This is a genomic window from Streptomyces sp. NPDC093260 (assembly GCF_040683715.1).
Taxonomy (GTDB): Bacteria; Actinomycetota; Actinomycetes; order Streptomycetales; family Streptomycetaceae; genus Streptomyces; species Streptomyces sennicomposti.
On record NZ_JBFBEK010000009.1, the window covers coordinates 180,337 to 200,916 of the forward strand.

At 74.2% G+C, this 20,580-nt stretch carries 17 protein-coding genes; 13 read left to right on the plus strand and 4 right to left on the minus strand.

What is annotated here, in order from left to right; translation table 11 throughout:
• Positions 1–40: 40 nt before the first annotated feature.
• Positions 41–628 (minus strand): pyridoxamine 5'-phosphate oxidase family protein, encoded by a 588-nt coding sequence (locus tag AB0N63_RS14220; protein WP_365528551.1) that lies wholly within the window; start codon positions 626–628, stop codon positions 41–43.
• 229 nt (positions 629–857) lie between these two features.
• Here AB0N63_RS14220 and argH point away from each other — a divergent pair, with 229 nt between their 5' ends.
• From argH to AB0N63_RS14240, 4 genes are all read left to right on the plus strand, one after another.
• A complete protein-coding gene (argH, locus tag AB0N63_RS14225) occupies positions 858–2,285 on the plus strand; it encodes an argininosuccinate lyase (protein WP_365528554.1) in 1,428 nt (475 codons plus the stop codon).
• Between the two features lie 89 nt (positions 2,286–2,374).
• A complete protein-coding gene (locus AB0N63_RS14230; RefSeq protein WP_365528557.1) occupies positions 2,375–3,346 on the plus strand; it encodes an aldo/keto reductase in 972 nt (323 codons plus the stop codon).
• 99 nt (positions 3,347–3,445) lie between these two features.
• Positions 3,446–3,997: a helix-turn-helix domain-containing protein gene (locus tag AB0N63_RS14235; RefSeq protein WP_365528560.1), complete on the plus strand. Its 552-nt coding sequence runs from the start codon at positions 3,446–3,448 to the stop codon at positions 3,995–3,997.
• A complete protein-coding gene (locus AB0N63_RS14240) occupies positions 3,994–5,505 on the plus strand; it encodes an MFS transporter (RefSeq protein WP_365528563.1) in 1,512 nt (503 codons plus the stop codon). Before AB0N63_RS14235 ends, AB0N63_RS14240 begins: the two co-directional genes overlap by 4 nt.
• A 114-nt stretch (positions 5,506–5,619) precedes the next feature.
• Here the strand turns inward: AB0N63_RS14240 and AB0N63_RS14245 are convergent, their stop codons facing one another.
• Complete coding sequence (locus tag AB0N63_RS14245; protein ID WP_365528566.1) at positions 5,620–6,381, minus strand: lysophospholipid acyltransferase family protein; 762 nt, start codon at positions 6,379–6,381, stop codon at positions 5,620–5,622.
• A 339-nt stretch (positions 6,382–6,720) separates the two neighbouring features.
• On the opposite strand from AB0N63_RS14245, the gene AB0N63_RS14250 reads away from it, so the two are divergent.
• The 3 genes from AB0N63_RS14250 (at position 6,721) to AB0N63_RS14260 (ending at position 9,101) form a co-directional block, all read left to right on the plus strand.
• The gene (locus AB0N63_RS14250) at positions 6,721–7,977 is read left to right on the plus strand and encodes a glycerophosphodiester phosphodiesterase (RefSeq protein ID WP_365528569.1); all 1,257 of its coding nucleotides are present in this window, start codon (positions 6,721–6,723) and stop codon (positions 7,975–7,977) included.
• 74 nt (positions 7,978–8,051) lie between these two features.
• Positions 8,052–8,558 (plus strand): sigma-70 family RNA polymerase sigma factor, encoded by a 507-nt coding sequence (locus AB0N63_RS14255; RefSeq protein ID WP_365528572.1) that lies wholly within the window; start codon positions 8,052–8,054, stop codon positions 8,556–8,558.
• A gap of 45 nt (positions 8,559–8,603) precedes the next feature.
• Positions 8,604–9,101, plus strand: coding sequence for a GNAT family N-acetyltransferase (locus AB0N63_RS14260; RefSeq protein WP_365528575.1), 498 nt, complete (start codon positions 8,604–8,606; stop codon positions 9,099–9,101).
• 115 nt (positions 9,102–9,216) lie between these two features.
• Here AB0N63_RS14260 and AB0N63_RS14265 read toward each other — a convergent pair whose 3' ends face one another.
• Both AB0N63_RS14265 and AB0N63_RS14270 read right to left on the minus strand, forming a co-directional pair.
• Positions 9,217–9,648 (minus strand): hypothetical protein, encoded by a 432-nt coding sequence (locus AB0N63_RS14265; protein WP_365528577.1) that lies wholly within the window; start codon positions 9,646–9,648, stop codon positions 9,217–9,219.
• 1 nt (position 9,649) lies between these two features.
• The gene (locus AB0N63_RS14270; RefSeq protein WP_365528579.1) at positions 9,650–10,009 is read right to left on the minus strand and encodes a hypothetical protein; all 360 of its coding nucleotides are present in this window, start codon (positions 10,007–10,009) and stop codon (positions 9,650–9,652) included.
• 657 nt (positions 10,010–10,666) lie between these two features.
• Between AB0N63_RS14270 and AB0N63_RS14275 the strand changes: the two genes are divergently transcribed.
• The 6 genes from AB0N63_RS14275 (at position 10,667) to cobT (ending at position 20,442) form a co-directional block, all read left to right on the plus strand.
• A complete protein-coding gene (locus tag AB0N63_RS14275) occupies positions 10,667–11,722 on the plus strand; it encodes an ATP-binding cassette domain-containing protein (RefSeq protein WP_365528581.1) in 1,056 nt (351 codons plus the stop codon).
• Positions 11,719–12,516, plus strand: coding sequence for a methionine ABC transporter permease (locus AB0N63_RS14280; protein ID WP_365528584.1), 798 nt, complete (start codon positions 11,719–11,721; stop codon positions 12,514–12,516). Before AB0N63_RS14275 ends, AB0N63_RS14280 begins: the two co-directional genes overlap by 4 nt.
• A 72-nt stretch (positions 12,517–12,588) precedes the next feature.
• Positions 12,589–13,428 (plus strand): MetQ/NlpA family ABC transporter substrate-binding protein, encoded by an 840-nt coding sequence (locus AB0N63_RS14285; protein WP_365528586.1) that lies wholly within the window; start codon positions 12,589–12,591, stop codon positions 13,426–13,428.
• Between the two features lie 174 nt (positions 13,429–13,602).
• Complete coding sequence (locus AB0N63_RS14290) at positions 13,603–14,241, plus strand: GNAT family N-acetyltransferase (RefSeq protein WP_365528589.1); 639 nt, start codon at positions 13,603–13,605, stop codon at positions 14,239–14,241.
• A gap of 125 nt (positions 14,242–14,366) precedes the next feature.
• Positions 14,367–15,584, plus strand: coding sequence for a precorrin-6y C5,15-methyltransferase (decarboxylating) subunit CbiE (cbiE, locus tag AB0N63_RS14295; protein ID WP_365528592.1), 1,218 nt, complete (start codon positions 14,367–14,369; stop codon positions 15,582–15,584).
• A 394-nt stretch (positions 15,585–15,978) separates the two neighbouring features.
• The gene (cobT, locus tag AB0N63_RS14300) at positions 15,979–20,442 is read left to right on the plus strand and encodes a nicotinate-nucleotide--dimethylbenzimidazole phosphoribosyltransferase (RefSeq protein ID WP_365528594.1); all 4,464 of its coding nucleotides are present in this window, start codon (positions 15,979–15,981) and stop codon (positions 20,440–20,442) included.
• The last annotated feature ends 138 nt before the right edge of the window (positions 20,443–20,580 follow it).

Here is a 20,580-nt window from a genome sequence, read left to right on the forward strand (position 1 = left end):
CCGGCGCCTCACATCCGCGCCGGACGCCCCGCCGCCCGCCTCACACCGGTGACGGCGGCAGCGGGAGCGGCAGGCCCGGGAGGCCGTCCAGGCTGTGGGCCACGTGGTCCTTCTTGGTGAAGTAGTCGCTCAGCGAGGCGTCGTCCTCACGGGCGAAACGGCGGCCGTGCAGGTCGCGGTCCTGCTCGTAGGACATGAAGGGCACGGCGTAGCCGCAGGTGTCGCGGATCAGTTCGGCGTGCACGACGATGACCGCGCGCAGCCCGTGCGCGGTGGGGTCGATGCCGGGGAAGCGCGCCACGAGGTCCGTGAAGCGGGGGTCGTCGCGGAAGACCGGTTCGCCCCGGCCGTGGACGCGCACGATGTCGGGCGGGCCCTGGAAGGCGCACCACATGAGGGTGATCCGGCCGTTCTCGCGCAGGTGTGCGATGGTCTCGGCGTTCGAGCCGGCGAAGTCCAGATAGGCCACCGTCAGGTCGTCGAGCACCGCGAAGGAGCCCTTGAGGCCCTTGGGGGAGAGGTTGACCGTGCCGTCGCCGGACAGCGGCGCGGTCGCGGTGAAGAAGAGGGGCTGTTCCTCGATGAACGTACGCAGCCTGCCGTCGATGCGGTCATAGGTCTTTCCCATGTCCGACCATTATCCCTGGAGTTCGTTCGGCTGTCTAAGGAATTGCCGATCGTCTCGCGTACCGGGCACCCTCCCGCTCGATTGACGAATCATGCATAGCACTGCATACTCATGCATGACGCGAGTCGCCTCCGCATATCGGCCTGCCGGCCGCCCCCGCCCGCGACGGCCGGGGGCGGCCGCTCGCACCGAGGCGCGCACAGAGACAACTCTCCGAGGAGCAACGCAAGTGAGCAGCAACAGCGGTGACGTACGGCTCTGGGGCGGCCGTTTCGCCGACGGTCCCGCCGAGGCCCTGGCGAAGCTGTCCGCGTCCGTCCACTTCGACTGGCGGCTCGCGCCCTACGACATCGCCGGCTCCCGCGCCCACGCGCGTGTGCTGCACCAGGCCGGCCTGCTCACCGAGGACGAGCTGACGCGGATGATCGCCGGGCTGGACAAGCTGGAGGCGGACGTCGCCGACGGCTCCTTCACCGGCACCATCGCCGACGAGGACGTCCACACCGCCCTGGAGCGCGGGCTGCTGGAACGCCTCGGCGCCGACCTCGGCGGCAAGCTGCGCGCCGGCCGGTCCCGCAACGACCAGGTCGCCACCCTCTTCCGCATGTACCTGCGCGACCACGCCCGGATCATCGGCGGCCTGATCGCCGACCTCCAGGACGCGCTGGTCGGCCTCGCCGAGGCACACCCGGACGTGGCGATGCCCGGCCGCACCCACCTCCAGCACGCCCAGCCCGTGCTCTTCGCCCACCACGTCCTCGCCCACGTGCAGTCCCTGTCCCGGGACGCCGAGCGGCTGCGCCAGTGGGACGAGCGCACCGCCGTGTCGCCGTACGGCTCGGGCGCGCTGGCCGGTTCCTCCCTCGGGCTCGACCCGGAGGCGGTCGCCCGCGACCTCGGCTTCGAGCACGGCAGCGTCGGCAACTCGATCGACGGCACCGCCTCGCGCGACTTCGTCGCCGAGTTCGCCTTCATCGCCGCGATGATCGGCGTCGACCTCTCCCGGATCGCCGAGGAGATCATCATCTGGAACACGAAGGAGTTCTCCTTCGTGACCCTGCACGACGCCTTCTCCACCGGCTCGTCGATCATGCCGCAGAAGAAGAACCCGGACATCGCCGAGCTGGCCCGCGGCAAGTCCGGCCGCCTGATCGGCAACCTGACCGGCCTGCTCGCCACCCTCAAGGCCCTCCCGCTCGCCTACAACCGCGACCTCCAGGAGGACAAGGAGCCCGTCTTCGACTCCTGCGACCAGCTGGAGGTCCTGCTCCCCGCCTTCACCGGCATGCTGGCCACCCTCACCGTGCACCGCGAGCGCCTGGAGGAACTGGCCCCGGCCGGCTTCTCGCTCGCCACCGACATCGCCGAGTGGCTGGTCAAGCAGGGCGTGCCGTTCCGCGTCGCGCACGAGGTCGCCGGCGAGTGCGTGAAGGCCGCCGAGGCCGACGGCAAGGAGCTGGACGAGCTGACCGACGAGCAGTTCGCCAAGATCTCCGCCCACCTCACCCCCGAGGTGCGCACCGTCCTCGACGTCCCCGGCGCCCTCGCCTCCCGCAGCGGACGCGGCGGCACCGCTCCCAGCGCGGTCGCCGTCCAGCTCGCCGAGGTGAAGGCGGACGTGGCGGCCCAGCACGCGTGGGCGGACGCCAAGAAGTAGCCGTACCGGCGGGAGGGGACCCCGCCCGGCAGGGCCTCGCGGGTTACGTTGGTCGGCAGCCGCACGGAACCGACCGAACGGAGCCCGCGATGCCCTTCGCCAGGCTGGCCCACGTCACCACCCCCACCCGCCGCCTCGGCCTCGGACTCGCGGCCGTCGGACGCCCCGGCTACATCAACCTCGGCCGGGACCGCGACCTGCCCGCCGAGCGCACCGTGGACGCCCTGCGGGCCCGTACGCACCAGCTGCTGGACGCGGCCTACGCCCAGGGCGTGCGCTACCTGGACGCCGCCCGTTCCTACGGCCGCTCCGAGGAGTTCCTCGCCGACTGGCTGCGTGCCCGCCCCGAGGCCGACGACGTGGTGATCGGCAGTAAGTGGGGCTACACCTACACCGCCGACTGGCGCACCGACGCCGAACGCCACGAGGTCAAGGACCACGGCCTGGCCACCTACGAACGGCAGCGCGCCGAGACCGCCGCACTGCTCGGCGACCGGCTCGACCTCTACCAGATCCACTCGGTCACCCCGGACAGCCCCGCCCTCACCGACAAGGACCTGCACGCCCGGCTCGCCGAGGCCGCCGCGCAGGGTCTGACCATCGGCTTCTCCACCAGCGGACCCGCCCAGGCCGACGCCGTCCGGGCCGCCCTCGCCGTGACCGTCGACGGCGAGCCCCTGTTCCGCACCGTCCAGTCGACGTACAACGCCCTGGAGACCTCCGCGGGACCGGCTCTCGCCGAGGCCCACGACGCCGGGCTCACCGTGATCGTCAAGGAGGGCATGGCGAACGGGCGGCTGGCCGGGCCGGACGCGCCCGAGGCGCTGCGGGCCGTGGCCCGGGAGACCGGGCTCGGCTGCGACGCGCTCGCCCTCGCCCTGGTCCTGCGCCGCCCGTGGGCCGGCGTCGTGCTGTCCGGCGCGGCCACCGTCGACCAGCTCGGCTCCAACCTGCACGCCGCCGCCGTCGACCTGGACGACGCCCAGGCGGCCCGCCTCGACGCCCTGGCCGAGGAACCGCACGCCTACTGGGAGCGCCGCGGCCGGCTTCCCTGGCACTGACCCCCTCCGCCCCTCGCACAGGGCGCCGCAGGCAGCTCCTTGTGAGACGTACATGCCCTGCGTGAGACGTTGGTGTCTCATGTGGGTTACTGTTGTCTCATGGCTGTCGATCGTGACCACGTGCTGCGCACCGCCGCGGCCCTGCTGACCCGCAAGTCCACCGCGACGATGGACGAGGTCGCCAGGGCGGCCGGCATCAGCCGCGCCACGCTGCACCGGCACTTCGCCGGGCGGGACGCGCTCGTACGGGCGCTGGAGGCGCTCGGCATCGCGGAGTGCGAGGCCGCGCTGGACGCCGCCCGGCCGGACGAGGGCCCGGCCCGCGACGCCGTGCACCGGCTGATCCGCGAGATCGAGCCCGCGGCCGGCCTGCTGGCCTTCCTCTACACCGAGAACCAGCTGTTCGAGGGCGAGGAGCAGAACCAGGGCTGGACGCGGATCGACGAACGGATCGAGGCCCTGTTCCGGCGCGGCCAGCGCAGCGGCGAGTTCCGCATCGACCTCAGCCCGGCCTGGCTCACCGAGGCGCTGTACGGCCTGATGGCCTCCGGCGCCTGGGCGGTGGGCGAGGGCCGGGTCGCCCCCAAGGACTTCACCTACATGATCGTCGAGCTGCTGCTCGGCGGCGCATTACGGAGAGAGGAACCATGACCAGCACCCTGCGGCCGGCGTACGCGGCGGAGGTGGAGAAGCGCCCGGGCCGCTGGCTCGCGCTCGCCGTCCTCGTCCTCGCCGTGCTGCTGGTGGCCGTCGACGCGACCGTCCTCGGTCTCGCGACCCCCTACATCAGCGAGGACCTGAGGCCCTCCGGCACCCAGCTGCTGTGGATAGGCGACGTCTACTCGTTCGTCATCGCCGGACTCCTCGTCTCCATGGGCAGTCTCGGCGACCGGATCGGCCGCAAACGCATCCTGTTGGCCGGCTCCGCCGCGTTCGGCGCGCTGTCCGTGCTCAACGCCTACGCGACCACGCCGGAGACGATGATCGCGGCCCGGGCGCTGCTCGGCGTGGCCGGCGCGACCCTGATGCCCGCCACCCTGGCCCTGATCCGCAACCTCTTCCACGACCCGCGCGAGCGCAGCCTCGCCGTCGGCATCTGGGGCGCCACCGCCTCCGCCGGCATGGCGGTCGGCCCGATCGCCGGCGGGTTCCTGCTGGAGCACTTCTGGTGGGGCTCGGTCTTCCTCATCAACCTGCCCGTGATGGCGGTACTGGTCCTGGTCGGCGTCCGGTTGCTGCCCGAGTCCCGCAACCCGGACCCGGGCCCGTGGGACCTGGTCAGCGTGCTGCTGTCGCTGGTCGGCGTCATCGGTGTCGTCTACGCGATCAAGGAGGCCGCCGCGCACGGCGTCACCGGAGCCGTCCTCGGCGCCGGGCTGCTGGGCGCCGCCGCGCTGTACTGGTTCGTCCACCGCCAGCTGACCCTGCCCGCACCGCTGCTGGACGTACGGCTGTTCCGCAACCGCGGCTTCAGCGGCGCGGTCCTCGCCGACCTGCTGACCGTCCTCGGCATGTCCGGGCTGGTGTTCTTCCTCTCCCAGTTCCTGCAACTGGTGCAGGGCAGACACCCGTTCGAGGCGGGCCTGGCCGAACTGCCCGCCGCCGTCGGCGCGGTCGCGGCCGGGCTCGTGGCCGGCCGCGCGGCCCGCCGGTTCTCGGTACGGGCCGTGGTCTCCGGCGGACTCGCCGCCGTGGGCGTCGCCCTGGCCGCGCTGACCACGCTCAGCGCCTCGACCGGCTATCCGCTGCTCGGCACGGCCCTGCTGGTGGTCGGCGTGGGCGCCGGCTTCTCCTTCACGGTGACCGCCGACGTGATCCTCGCCGGGGTGCCCAAGGAGCAGGCGGGCGCGGCCTCCGCGGTCTCCGAGACGGCGTACGAACTCGGCGCGGCCCTCGGCATCGCCCTGCTCGGCTCCATCGTGACCGCCGCCTACCGCGGCTTCACCGGACCGGCCGGCACCCCGCCGCAGGCCCGCGAATCACTGGGCGGCGCGGTCCAGGCGGCGCAGGGGCTCCCGCCCCGTACGGCCGGGACGATGCTCACCGCGGCCCAGGACGCCTTCGTCCACGGCCTCCACCTGGCCTCGGGCGCGGGAGCAGCGGTCCTCCTGGCGGCCTCGGCAGCGGCGTGGTTCCTGCTGAAGGGCCAGAGGCTCTGAAATCCGCTGCGAGAGGCGCCCCGAAGGGCGCGCGGGGAACCGCGCGCCCGGCCACAACGGCACCCGAAGGCCGCCCCACACACGAACGACGCCCCCGAAAGAACCGCTGGAGGCTTACGCCGCCTTCGCCTTCGTGGCGTACATGTCCACGTACTCCTGCCCGGACAGGTGCATGACCTCCGCCATCACGGAGTCCGTCACCGCCCGCAGCACGTAGCGGTCCCGGTCCATCCCCTCGTACCGGGAGAACTCCATCGGCTTCCCGAACCGCACCGTCACCTTGCCGGGCCGCGGCAGCCCCGCGCCCCCCGGCTGGAGCTTGTCCGTGCCGATCATCGCGAACGGCACGACCGGCGCGCCGGTCATCAGGGTGAGCCGGGCGATCCCGGTGCGCCCCCGGTAGAGGCGGCCGTCGGGGGAGCGGGTGCCCTCGGGGTAGATCCCGAAGATCTTGTCCTCCTCCAGGATGCGGCGGCCGGTCATCAGCGCCGCGACGCCGCCCCGGCCGCCGTCGCGGTCCACGGGGATCATGCCGACGCCGGTGAAGAACCAGGCCATCAGCCGGCCCTTGACGCCCTTGCCGGTGACGTACTCGTCCTTGCCGATGAAGAAGACCTGGCGGTCGCAGACCAGCGGCAGGATCATCGAGTCGATGAAGGTGAGGTGGTTGCCCGCGAGGATGACCGGACCGTCGCCGGGAATGTGCTCCGCGCCCTCCACCTGTGGGCGGAACATCAGGCGCATGATCGGACCGAGCACTGCCTTGATGAGCGCGAAGCGGGACAACGGGCCCTCCGGTGTCAAGGGATTGTCTGAGGATCTGTACGAGTCTGTGCAGGTGAGGACGATACTCGGGGGCCGGACCCGATTGCACATCGGGCTCACCACCTCTTACGTACCGTTGACATACGTTTACCTGCGCCAGGGCTCCGGCGCACCCCGGTGACCGGCGCGCCGCGACGTGACACGGGTCGCACACCGCCCCCGGAGCGGTACGGCCGCCGCCGGCCGGCAGGGGCCGTGGCGGGCCCGCGCACCGGCGCGGCGGCCACGCGATCCGACTTCCCCGCACACGGAGGGTCATGCGACGGCCCGTCACCCCACCGCTCCCGTACGCCATCCGGCGTCACCCGTGTGTTCGGCACGCGGTCTCCCGGCCGTCACACGGGCGCACCTACGATCCGCTCACCGACGACGAGACAGCAGGAGGCGGTCATGGGAGCGCTGCAGCCGGACGAGCGGGGCGGCACAGGGGAGTGCGACGAGCGGAACACGCGGGGGGAGAGAGGCGGGGCGGGCCGCGGGACCGGACGCCGGGCGCTGCTCGGCGCGGCCGTGCTCGGGGCCGGCGGCGCCGTGCTCGCCCTGCCCGGCACGGCCACGGCGGCGGGCGGCGCCGCGGCGGGCACGGCCGGCGGTCGCCGGGGCGGCGGGCTCCGCAGCCTGCCGACGCCCACGATCATCGGCCACCGGGGCGCCAGCGGCTACCGTCCCGAGCACACCTTCGGCTCCTACGAGCTGGCCCTCGACCTCGGCGCGCACGTCGTCGAGGCCGGCGACCTGGTGCCCACCCGCGACGGCCACCTGGTGTGTCGCCACGAGCCCGAGATCGGCGGCACCACGGACGTCGCCGACCACCCCGAGTTCGCCGGCCGGAAGACCACCAAGACCCTCGACGGGGTGCCCACCACCGGCTGGTTCACCGAGGACTTCACCCTCGCCGAGCTGAAGCGGCTGCGCGCGATCGAGCGCATCCCCGCCAACCGCCCGCACAACACCGTCTTCGACGGCCGCTGGGAGATCCCCACCTTCGAAGAGGTCCTGAAGTGGCAGGACGAGCAGACCCGCAAGCGCGGCCGGCAGGTCTGGATCTACCCCGAGACCAAGCACCCCACCTACTTCCGCGCGCTGGGCCTCGGCCTGGAGGAGCGGGTCGCGAAGCTGCTGCGCGAGCACGGCAAGGACCGCAGGGACTCCCCGGTCATCCTCCAGTCCTTCGAGCCCACCAGCATCCAGCGCCTCAACCGGCTCGTCGCCAACCCGCTCGTGGTGCTGCTGTCCGACGCCGGCTCCCGCCCGTACGACTTCGTCGCCACCGGTGACCCGCGCACCGTCGCCGACCTCGTCACGCCCGAGGGCCTCCAGGAGATCGCCTCCTACGCGCAGGGCATCGGCCCGACCCTCGACCTGGTCGTCCCCAAGGACGCCGACGGCAACCTCGGCGCGCCGAGCACCCTGGTCCGCGACGCGCACGCCGCCGGGCTGCTCCTGCACCCCTACACCGTCCGCCCGGAGAACTCCTTCCTGCCGCCGAAGCTGCGCAAGGGCACCGCCAAGGACGCCTACGGCGACGTCTTCAGCCTCTACCGGGCCTACTTCGCCACCGGCATCGACGGCGTCTTCACCGACACCGCCGACCTGGGCCTGCTCGCCCGCGAGGACTTCCTGAACCACCGGTCCGTCAACCACTGACCCGACCCGTCCCCGTCCCAGTGAACCGCGGCCGTTCCGGCAACCCGTGCCGGGACGGCCGCGTCGTGCCGCATATGACGCACGACATGCTCACCGCCCTGCGCCCCCTGCTCCTGGCCGAGGCCTCCGCGGAGGCACATGCCGCCGGAACCGAGCCGGGCGACCTGGAACAGGCGGTCTGGCTGCGGCTGCTGGAGCGCCTGGAGGCGGACGGCCCGCCGCCCGACCCGCAGGGCTGGCTGCGCCGGGCCGTCCGCTCCGAGGCCCGCCGCACCCGACGCACCGTCAGCATCGAACGCCCCTACGGCCTGGAGCCCGCCGACGACAGCGAACGCGGCCCCGAGCACCTCGCCCTGGCCGCCGCCCGCGGCCGGGCCCTGCACGACGCGGTGCGCAGACTGCCCGGCCGCTGCCCCCGGCTGCTGGAGGCGCTGCTGTCGCCGCGGGACCTCACCTACCGCGAGATCGCCGGGGAGTTGGGTATCTCACAGGGCAGCCTCGGGCCGGAACGCTCCAGATGTCTGGGATGTCTGCGACGACTGCTGGCGCCGGAGGTTGCGGCCCGCCAAGCGCGGGGATAGGTGTGGGGGACGACAGGCGATCAGGTGAGCGGGAGGCGTGCGCACATGGGCATGAGCGTGACCATCTCTGCGGCGACCGAGCAGGACGCGGAGCAGATCTTCAGGTTGCAGTACCTGTGCTTCCAGGGCGAGGCCGCGCTGTACGGCAACTACCGCATCGCCCCGCTCGTGCAGAGCCTCGACTCCGTCCGCGAGGAGGTCGCCGAGGACTGCGTCTTCGTGGCGCGGCTCGGCGAGGAGGTCGTCGGCTCGGTACGGGGCCGGGTGACCGAGGACGGAGCCGCCGCCATCGGCAGGCTCTGCGTCCACCCCCGCCTCCAGGGCCACGGCATCGGCGCCCGGCTGCTGCGCGCGGCCGAGACGGCGCTGGCCGACGAGCGCGGCGCGACCAGGTTCCGCCTGCACGCCGGCCACCGCAGCGAGGGCAACCTGCGGCTGTACCGGCGCGTGGGCTACGAGGCGGTCGGCACCTCCCCGGGCGAGGACGGCGTACCGCAGATCGTCCTGGAGAAGCCGGCCGGCACCTACGTGGCGACCGCCTGACGCGAGGCCGTACGCGACGCCGCGCGGCCACGGAACGCCGCGCGGTCGTGCGGAACGCCGCCGCGCGGCCGGTCGGGACGGCGCTCCGGCGGCGGGCGCCGTCGGCCCGGTGGGCTCAGGGGGCCGACGGCGCCCGCTCGCGGGCGCGACGCAGCCAGTACAGGGCCGACAGCGGCAGCAGCACCGGGATGAACAGGTACTCCATGCCGTAGTCCGACCACACGGTGGAGTCCGCGAACGCCGACGGCTCGACCAGCGTCCAGGTCCCGACCCCCAGCACGCCCACCAGCTCGGCGGCGCAGCACACCAGCGCCGCCCTGCGGGCGGCCTCACCGCCGCGCACCAGCGAGTACGTGATGAAGCCGTAGACCACGCCCGCCACCGCCGACAGCGAGTAGGCGAGCGGCGCCCGGCCGAAGTCGGTCGCGATCTGGTAGACCGAACGGGACACCGCGCCGACGACCATCACGCCGTACAGCCACACCAGCAGCGTGCCCGGCCCGCTGATGAGCCGGTTGCGCGCCGGCTTCTCCTCGACGGCGGTCATCTCAGCCTCCCCAGATGTCATAGAGCCGCACCTCCAGAACGGCCAGGACGACACCGCCGGCCGCAGCCGTCACCGAGCCCCAGCGCGTGCGCTCGCCCAGCGACATGAACCCGGCCGCAGGGACGCAGGCGAAGGCGCCCAGCAGGTACGCCACGAAAATCGTCGTCCCCTGGTCCGGCTTCTCGCCCCGCGCCAGCGCCACGACCCCGATCGCCAGCTGGACCAGCGCCAGCACCGAGACCACGGCCATGCCGATGAAGTGCCAGTCCTTCGTCGGCTGGTCACGGTAGGCCGCCCAGCCGCACCAGGCGGCGAGCAAGAGCGCGGCGACCCCGGTCACCAGCGTCAGGACAGCAAGCATGCCGACGACCCTATTACGCACCGGACCCCGCCCGGCCCCCGGCCCGGGGCGCGAGGGGGCCGAGCCGCCCGGGGTGCGACGGGGCCGGCCGTCCGTGACGCCGGACGGCCGTGGTGTTGGCCACAGCACGGGACCGGACCGCCGGGGGGCGGCGGTGCCCGGCGGGCGCCGGCACGGTGTCCGCGCTGGTCAGCGCCGCGCACAGCGCGCGGCCGTCTCCATGCCGCACCGCGTCCACGGTTGTCCAGTATCCGGACGGCGGTGTCCTCTCAGCAGCCCGGGTCTGGTTTACTGACCGCATGACCACGACGAGCTGCCGCACCCCTGCGACCGAGGCGACGATGACGCCCGGTGCTCGTTGTATGTGTCCTACGCGTCGAATGTGCGCCTTCTAGAGGGCCCCCGCATCACCTGAGCCTCGCGCCCCGAAGCGAGTGCCCGCTCATGTCCGCGCCCGCGTCCGGCCCGCCCGGCGCACCGCGGCCGAGCCCGTCCCGCCGCCCGCAGCGGCGCGGGACCGCCCCCAGCGCGCGCACGTCCCTCCTTCCGCCCCCGGCACAGCCAGGGCAGGCGCGCCGCGCGCCGGTCGCACCCGACCATGAACGCCGTGCCCGGCGCCCACGACGCGCCGCGCACTCGACAGTGACGGAAACCCACGTGATCACCACATCGGGCCTCACCAAGGTCTACCGCTCGCGCGGCCGCGAGGTCACCGCCCTCGACGGCGTCGACCTGCACGTCCGCGAGGGCGAGGTGTTCGGCGTCATCGGCCAGTCCGGCGCCGGCAAGTCCTCCCTCATCCGCTGCGTCAACCTGCTGGAGCGGCCCACCTCCGGCACGGTCACCGTCGCCGGCCAGGACCTCACCGCCCTCGCCGGCCGCGGCCCGCGCGCCGGAAAGGAACTGCGGCGGGCCCGCAGCCGGATCGGCATGGTCTTCCAGCACTTCAACCTGCTCTCCTCGCGCACCGTCAAGGACAACGTCGAGCTGCCCCTGGAGATCCTCGGCAGGTCAGGGAAGGAACGTTCCCGCAGGGCGCTCGAACTGCTCGACCTGGTCGGCCTGGCCGACAAGGCCGGCGCCTACCCCGCCCAGCTCTCCGGCGGCCAGAAGCAGCGCGTCGGCATCGCCCGCGCCCTGGCCGGCGACCCCAAGGTGCTGCTCTCCGACGAGGCCACCAGCGCCCTGGACCCGGAGACCACCCGCTCCATCCTCCAGCTGCTGCGCGACCTGAACCGGCAGCTCGGACTGACCGTCCTGCTCATCACGCACGAGATGGACGTCGTGAAGTCGATCTGCGACTCGGCGGCGCTCATGGAGAAGGGCCGCATCGTGGAATCCGGCACCGTCAGCGAACTCCTCGCCACCCCCGGCTCACAGCTGGCCGCCGCGCTCTTCCCGGTCGGCGGCGACGCCACCGGCGAGGACCGCACGGTCGTCGACGTCACCTTCCACGGCGACGCCGCCACCCAGCCCGTCATCTCCCAGCTCGCCCGCACCTACAACATCGACATCTCGATCCTCGGCGCGGCCATCGACACCGTCGGCGGCCTCCAGGTCGGCCGGATGCGCATCGAACTGCCCGGCCGCTACGAGGACAACGTCGTGCCCATCGGCTTCCTGCGCGAGCAGGGCCTGCAGATCGACGTCGTCGACAGCGCGGCCGACGCCCCGGCGGACCGGTCCCTGCTGGTCAAGGAAGGTGCCAAGTGACCTGGTCCGAGATGCAGCCGCTGCTGTCCCAGGCGTGTTGGGACACCCTCTACATGGTCGGCTGGTCCACGCTCATCGCGGTCGTGGCCGGCCTCCCGCTCGGCGTCCTGCTGGTCCTCACCGACCGCGGCGGCCTGCTCCAGGACATCGCCGCCAACAAGATCCTCGGCCAGCTGGTGAACGTCGCCCGCTCGATGCCGTTCATCATCCTCATGGTCGCCCTGATGAGCTTCACCCGCTGGGTGACCGGCACGACCATCGGCCGCGACGCCGCCATCGTGCCGCTGGCCATCGGCGCCATCCCGTTCTTCGCCCGCCTGGTCGAGACGGCCGTGCGCGAGGTGGACGGCGGCCTCGTCGAGGCCGTGCAGGCGATGGGCGGCAACACCTGGACCGTCGTGCGCAAGGTCCTCGTCCCCGAGTCCCTGCCCTCGCTGATCGCCGGCGCCACCACCACGATCGTCGCCCTCATCGGCTACTCCGCCATGGCCGGCACGGTCGGCGCCGGCGGCCTCGGCGACATCGCCATCCGCTACGGCTACCAGCGCTTCGAGACCCAGCTGATGTGGATCACCGTGGCGGTCCTCGCCGTGGTCATCTCCCTCATCCAGTTCGCCGGCGACTTCGCCGCCCGCGCCCTGCACCGGCGCGGCGGCCGAGGCGGCCCGGCCCCCAGGCTGCGCCTGCTGAAGGCCAAGGAGCCCGCGGCGGCCGACGCGACCCGCCCCGGCACAGCTCCCGCCGACGCGGTCCCCGGCGAAGCCGCCCCGGCCGAGGTGAGCAAGGCCCGCTGAGACCGCCCACCGCACCCCCGACTCCCCGTCCACCCAAGACGGGGCGCACCACCCCTAGGAAAGGCACTTTTCGTGCGTAACACCGCCAAGATCACCACCGCCGTCCTGGCCGCCGGAGCCCTCACCTTCGGGCTCTCCGCCTGCGGCGGCTCCGACTCCGGCTCCGGCAAGGCCGACCCCGACGCCACGCTGACGGTCGCCGCCACGCCCACCCCGCAGGGCGAGATCCTCACCTACGTGAAGGACCACCTGGCCAAGAAGGCCGGCCTCAAGCTGGAGGTCAAGGAGTTCACCGACTACGTGACGCCCAACACGGCCGTCCAGCAGGGCCAGGTGGACGCCAACTACTTCCAGCACAAGCCGTACCTCGACGACTTCAACAAGAAGAACGGCACGGACATCGTGCCGGTGCCCGGCGGCACCGTGCACCTGGAGCCGCTCGGCGTCTACTCCAAGAGCCTCAAGAAGCTCACGGACCTGAAGCACGGCGCCACCGTCGCCCTGCCCAACGACACCACCAACGAGGCCCGCGCGCTCAAGCTGCTGGAGGCCAACGGCGTCCTCAAGCTCAAGTCGGGCGCCGGCTACGACGCCACCCCCAAGGACGTCACCGACAACCCCAAGGGCCTGAAGTTCAAGGAGCTGGAGGCGGCCCAGCTGCCGCGCTCCCTCGGTGACGTCGACGCCGCGGTGATCAACGGCAACTACGCCCTGGAGGCCAAGCTGAGCCCGGCCAAGGACGCGCTGGCCGCCGAGTCCGCCCAGGGCAACCCGTACGCCAACTTCCTCGCCGTGAAGAAGGGGAACGAGAAGGACCCGCGGGTGGTGAAGCTCGCCAAGCTGCTCACCTCGCCCGAGGTGAAGAAGTTCATCGAGGACAAGTACGACGGCGCGGTCGTGCCCGCGTTCTGATCCGCCCACCGCGCCACGGAACACCGACCGGCGCGCCCGCGGCACCACATCCGGGGTCCTTCCACGCCACCCGGCCGGCGGGGGAGGACCCCGTGGTGCGTCCGGGGCCCGGGATACTGCATGCTGGACAGTTCAGCAGCCCTGACGGTATTTCCGAAGGTTACGGAGCGGCGCATGACGAGCACCTTCCCCAACATCTCCATCAGCACGGAGCGGTTGGTGCTGCGTCCCCTCGACGAGGACGACGTCGCCGCCCTGACCGAGATGATGAACGACGAACAGGTCGCGGCCTGGACCGACGTCCCCCAGCCCTTCACCGAGGAGGGCGCCCGGACCTGGATCACCGAGTACGCCCCGGCCGAACGCGCGGCGGGCCGCGGCCTCGACCTCGCCGTCACCGAGTTCCTCACCCAGCGCCTGGTCGGCCTCGTCCAGCTCGGCCGCACCAACTGGCACATACGCTCCACCGAGCTGTCGTACATCGTCGCGCCCTGGGCCCGTGGCGAGGGCTACGCCTCCGAAGCCGCCCTGGCCACCGCCCAATGGCTGTTCGGCGACCAGAAGTTCGAGCGCATCGAACTGCGCACCGCCGCCGGCAACACCGCTTCCCAGCAGGTCGCGCAGAAGATCGGCTGCATCAGCGAGGGCGTCCTGCGCAACGCCTGCATAGCCCACGCGCGCGCCGAGGACGGCACCTGGACCGACGTGCGTACCGACTTCATCGTGTGGAGCCTGCTGCCCGAGGACCTCGACGGAGCCGGCGGCGAACTCGCCGACGCCGACGGATTCACCTCCTTCGCCGACTGGAACTGACGGCACGGACCGTTCGGCGGTACGGCCCGCCGCGCGTCCCCCGCCCGCACCGGGTAATCTCACGGAGCCCGACCTCGGGCGACCGCCACCCTGACGACCTGCGACATCCCTGGAGACTGACGACGATGGCCGACCGGGTCACGGTGATCGGCTGGGACGGTTCGCCGCTGACCGACGCGGCACGCGGCGCACTGGGCGCCGCCACCCTCGTCGCGGGCGCGGCCCACCACCTGGCCCTGCCCGAGGTGCCCCCCACCGCCGAACGCATCCGCCTCGGCAGCGTCGCCCTCGCCGCCCGCCGCATCGCCGGCCACCGGGGCACCGCCGTGGTGCTCGCCGACGGCGACCCCGGCTTCTTCGGCGTCGTACGCACCCTGCGCGCACCCGAGTTCGGCCTGGAGGTCGAGGTCGTCCCCGCCGTCTCCTCGGTGGCCGCCGCCTTCGCCCGCGCCGGAATGCCCTGGGACGACGCCCAGGTCGTCGTCGCCCACAAACGCACCCTGCGCCGCGCGGTGAACGTCTGCCGTGCCCACACCAAGGTCGCCGTGCTGACCGCCCCCGGCGCCGGCCCCGCCGAACTCGGCCTGCTCCTGGACGGCGTCCACCGCACCTTCGTCATCTGCGAGGAACTCGGCACCGACCGCGAACAGGTCACCGTCGTCACCTCCGACAAGGCCGCCGACCACACCTGGCGCGACCCCAACGTCGTCATCGTCATCGGCGGCCGGCCCGGCGCCGGCGAGTACGGCGGCTGGATCGCCGGCCGCGACCCGGCCGCCGGTCCGCGCGGCTGGACCCAGCCCGCCGAGGCCTACGACGGCGTGCTCGGCGAGGGGGAGACGGAGCTGCTCCGCGCCGCCCAACTCGCCCGCCTCGGCCCGCGCCTCGGCGACCTGGTGTGGGACATCGGGTGCGGCAGCGGCGCGTTCACCGCCGAGGCCGCCCGAAGCGGCGCCGCCGTCATCGCCGTCGACCGCGACCCGGACGCCTGCGCCCGCACCGAGGCCGCCGCCCGCCGCTTCGGCGTCCAGGCCCAAGTGGTGCTCGGCGACGCCCCGCACACCCTGGAGAACCTCCCCGAACCCGACGTCGTACGCGTCGGCGGCGGGGGAGTGGGCGTCGTGGACGCCGTCGCCGACCGCCGCCCGCAGCGCATCGTCACCCACGCCGCCACCCGCGACGCCGCCGAACTCATCGGCCGCGGACTGACCGAGCACGGCTACCGCGTCGAGTGCGCCCTCCTCCAGTCCGTCCAACTCGACACCCGGGCCTGGACGGAGACCGAGCGGAGCGTCGCGTTCCTGCTCACCGGGGAACTCGGCCGCGACGAGACCCCCCGCTGAGAGCCCGCGCCGGACGACCGGACGGGGCCGCGAGAGCGCGCCCCGTGATCGGTTTGTCGTACCGCGCGCGGTAGGCTGGCCGATCGTTGTACCGCACTGGGTGGTCCGGAGCTTCGTTCGTCAATGTCCGGAAAACCCGCCCGTTTTGCGGTGGGTGTGGTACGGCGGAACCGGAGGACGCGCAACGTGGCGCAGTCCACAGCGAGCGGTGGCGGATCACGCTGTCGCGACGGCCGGACGACCGCGACAATGCCACTGAATGGCTTTGTCGCCTTTTTTGGGCGGGTCGTTCGTGCCGCTGGGCACGCACGCTCGTTCTTCACTGCGGGGCGGTCGGTGCGCCGCTCCCGGTGAGCTGGTCGTAGAAGCACTAACCGATGGGCGAGGGGTACGCATGACCGACACCGGCCAGATCCCGGGCGAGGGGCTGCCGGAGAGCGCAGGCATGGTGGAGCAGCCGGGCGTCCCCGCGCACGGCGTGTACACCTACCTCTCCGAGTCTCCCGCCGAGGACGAAGACCTGCTGCTCCCGGGCTCCCACGGCGCCTGGGGCAACGAGGTGCCCCCGCCCGCGCCGGAGCCGGTCGTCGAGGCCGTCCACCAGCCGGGCCCGCACGAGCTGTCGGGCCGCGACAGCGGTTCCGTCGACCTCGGCGGCGTCCTGCACCCCGACCCGGTGGGCGCGCCGCCCGTCGCCGCCGCGCCGCCGCGCCGCCCGCTGCACCTCGGCCCGCCGATCCCGGACGCCTCCGCGAGCCCGGTGCGCTCGCTGGCCGACCGGGGCCCCGCCGACGTACCGGCCCGGCCGTCCGGCCCGGCCGCCCCCGGCCCCGAGCACCTGGACGCCGCGCAGACGGCGCCACAGGCCGCCGCCCCCTGGGGCGCGCAGGCCGCGCAGCCGGGCGTCGCGGCTCCCGTGACGGCGCCGGCCGGCGTACAGGGGACGGCCGTGGAGCCGCCCGTGGAAGCGGTCGCCCCCGCCGCCGAGCCCGTGGACGCCGCCCAGGCCGCCGTGGCCCGCCTCGCCGCCCACGCCGGTGCCCCGGCCGCCGCGCCCGCTGCGGAGGCCGTCGTCCCGGCCGAGGCGGCGACCGCGCGGGAGCCCGAGGACGCGCAGCTCCCGGCGGAGCCGGGCACGGACGCGCAGGCCGCGGGTGCTCCCGCGGCCGGCCAGGCGCCGCAGGCGGCCCCGGCAGCTCCGGCCGAGCAGATCCCGCAGGACCAGGCCCAGCCGCAGGACCAGGCGCAGGGCGAGGTCGTGACCGGTTCCGCCGAGGCGGACCATGTGACGGTGGCCGCTCCCGACGCCGGTGCGGAGAGCGACGCCGCAGCCGGGGCCGCCCCGGTCTCCGAGGCCGCTCAGGCTCCGGAGCAGGCCGCCGCCGAGGGCGCACCGGCTCAGGCGGGAGTACCCGCCCCGGATGCCGTCCGGTCCCCGGAGGACGGCCAGGGCGACGCCGAGGCCGCGCGGGGTCCCCAGGATGCGGTCCAGGACGCGCGGGTCGCGCAGGCGGCGCAGCTTCCGGAGGGCGCGCAGGCGGCTCCGACGGGCGCCGCCCAGGGCGTCCGGGCGGTGGGCGGTGACGCGGCCGTGGCAACCTCGGAGGCCGCCGTGACGGCCGAGGCCGCCGGCGCTCCCGAAGCGGCTGCCCCTGAGGCCGTCGCCGGTGGTCCTGAGGGGACCGCCCAGGCCGTCGCCTTTGGTCCCGAGGCGGTTGGACCTCAGGCCGCCGTTGGCGTCGATGCCGCGCAGGCGGACGCCGCCGCCGAGGCGTCCGCCCCCGCACCGGAGCAGGTCACCCCCGGCGGCCGGGCCGCCGCCACCGAACCGGGCGCTGCTCCCGAGCAGCAGGCCGTCCCGGAGCCGGCCCGTGCCGTCGCCGAGGTCAACGGTCCGGAGCAGTCGCCCGCCGCCGGCCAGACCACCGCCCCGGCGCAGGCCCCCGTCTCCGAGGGGCCCGCCCCTGAGCAGGGTTCCGTCCCCGAGCAGACCCTCGCCGCCGAGCAGGCCCCCCTGGCCCGGTCGGCCCCCGAGACCCAGACCCCGCAGGCCGCGGAGGCCGCCCAGGCCGGAGAGGTCCCTCAGCACGTCCAGGCGACGGAGGCGACCCCCGTGGCCGCCCCCGCGCCCGACGCCGCCCCACCGCACCCGCAGGCACAGCCCGGGACCACTCCCGCCCCGGAAGCAGCGGTCGCCCCCGCCCCGGAGGCTGAAGCCACCTCCGCCCCCGAGGCCGCCCCCGCCCCGGAGGCAGCGGCCGCCCCAGCGCCGCACCCCGAGGCCGCCCCCGAGCCCCAGGCCGTGACCGCCCCGCAGGCCCCGGCCGGAATCGTCCCCGCCGAGGCGGCCGACCAGGCCCAGCCGGCGTCGCCCGCCCCCGCGCAGGCCCCGGAAGCCGACCCGCGGAGCACCGTACCCGGCGCCGCGGCCCCCGAGGCATCCGCTCCCGAGGCGCCCACCGCCCCCCAGGCGGACGTCCCGGAGGCCACGCCCGCGGCGACCGGCGCTCCCGAGCCCGCCGACGCCCCCACGGACGCCGCGCCCGAGCAGGCCGGCGCGGTCCAGCCCCTCGCCGCCGCCCCGGCCGACGCCGCCCAGCCCCAGACGGCCCCCGTGCCCACGGCCGACCAGTCGGCCCCCGTGCCCACGGCCGACCAGTCGGCCCGACCGGCCGACGCCGCCGCCGGGTTCGCCGCCCCCGCGGTCGCCGCGGCCGAGCCCCCGCACGACCCCCAGCCCCAGCCCGGCCCGCACGCCGAGCAGGGCGGGCAGGCCGAGCCGGCCGACGGCGGCGCCCTCCCCGAGGTTCCCGCGCAGCACCACCCCGACCTCGCCGTGGGCCACGTCGTCGCGGTCGAGGCCTCCGCGCCCCTCACCCCGCAGCAGGCCCCGGAGCCGTACGACGCACCGGCCGAGCGGCCCGCCGAGCCCCAGGGCGAGACGGCGGAACCCCACGTCACCGTCCCCGCCCCCCGCGACGGCGACAGCGTGCCCGCCGCGCCCGGCGAGGCGCCGGGAGGACGGGCGGACCAGCACCCGGACGACCCGGACGCCCGGGCCGCCGCCGAGGAAGAGCACCAGGAAGAGAGCACGGCCGCAGTGGCAGAGGCGCGACAGTCCAGCGGCCCGGCCGCGCCCGGCTACGGCGAGGCCGAGCGCGAGGCCGTGCTCCGCGTGATGCGCGAGCGCCGCGACATCCGCAACGGCTTCCGCGGCGACCCCATCCCGCACGAGGTGCTGCTGCGCGTCCTGGAGGCCGCCCACACCGCGCCGTCCGTGGGCCACTCCCAGCCCTGGGACTTCGTCGTCATCCGCTCCGCCGAGACCCGCCGCGCCATGCACGAACTGGCCATGCGGCAGCGCGACGCGTACGCCAGGTCGCTGCCCAAGGGCCGCGCCAAGCAGTTCAAGGCGCTGAAGATCGAGGCCATCCTCGAGACCCCGGTGAACATCGTCGTCACCGCCGACCCCACCCGCGGCGGCCGGCACACCCTCGGCCGGCACACCCAGCCGCAGATGGCGCCCTACTCGGCCGCCCTCGCGGTGGAGAACCTCTGGCTCGCCGCCCGCGCCGAAGGACTCGGCGTCGGCTGGGTCAGCTTCTTCGACGAGCGCGAGATGGTCCGCACCCTCGGCCTGCCCGAGCACCTGGAGGTCATCGCCTACCTGTGCGTCGGCTACGTCGACGAGTTCCCGGACGAGCCCGAGCTGATGCAGGCCGGCTGGTCCAAGCGCCGCCCGCTGTCCTGGGTCGTGCACGAGGAGACGTACGGCCGCCGTGCCCTGCCCGGCGAGGACCCGCACGACCTGCTCGCCGAGACCGTCGCCGGGATCAGGCCGCTGGACGCCAAGGCGCTCGGCGAGGCCTGGGAGCGGCAGAAGCGGATGACCAAGCCGGCCGGCGCGCTCGGCATGCTGGAGATCATCTCCGCGCAGCTGTCCGGGCTGTCCCGACAGTGCCCGCCGCCGATCCCGGAGCCCGCGGCCGTCGCGATCTTCGCCGGCGACCACGGTGTGCACGCCCAGGGCGTCACCCCGTGGCCGCAGGAGGTCACCGCCCAGATGGTGGGCAACTTCCTCGACGGCGGAGCGGTCTGCAACGCCTTCGCGACCCAGGTCGGAGCCGAGGTCTGCGTCGTGGACGTGGGCGTCGTCGCCGACCTCCCGGCCAGCCCCGGTTTGCTGCCCCGCAAGATCCGCGGCGGCACCTCCGACATGACCGCCGGGCCCGCGATGACCCGCGAGGAGGCCAAGAAGGCCATCGAGGTCGGCATCGAGACCGCCCGCGACCTGGTCGCGGCCGGCAACAAGGCGCTGCTCACCGGTGAGATGGGCATCGCGAACACCACCGCGTCGGCCGCCCTCATCTCCGTCTACACCGGCGCCGACCCCGCCGAGGTCACCGGCCGCGGCACCGGCATCAACGACGAGACGCTCGCCCGCAAGACCGAGGTCGTCCGCCGCGCCCTGGAGCTGCACCAGCCGGACCCGGCCGACCCCATCGGCGTCCTCGCCGCGGTCGGCGGCTTCGAGCACGCGGCCATGGTCGGCCTGCTCCTCGGCGGCGCCTCCCTGCGTACGCCAGTGATCCTGGACGGCGTCAGCGCCGGTGCCGCCGCCCTGGTCGCCCGCGCCATCGCCCCCGAGGTGCTGGCCGCCTGCATCGCCGGCCACCGCAGCGCCGAGCCGGGGCACGTGGCCGCCCTCAACAAGCTCGGGCTGCGCCCCCTGGTCGACCTGGACCTGCGCCTGGGGGAGGGCACCGGCGCGCTGCTCGCCCTGCCGCTGGTGCAGAGCACGGCGCGGGCCATGCACGAGGTGGCGACGTTCGACTCGGCGGGCGTCACCGAGAAGTAGCCCGGCCGAGACAGCCGGGCCGCGGCGGCCGAGCCGCGGCCCGGGCCGGGGGAGCGCGCCCCGCGCGCACCCCCGGCCCGGCCGTACGCTGAACCCACGTCTAGAATCCGCACGTCAGGGCCGCTCCGGAGCCGTAGC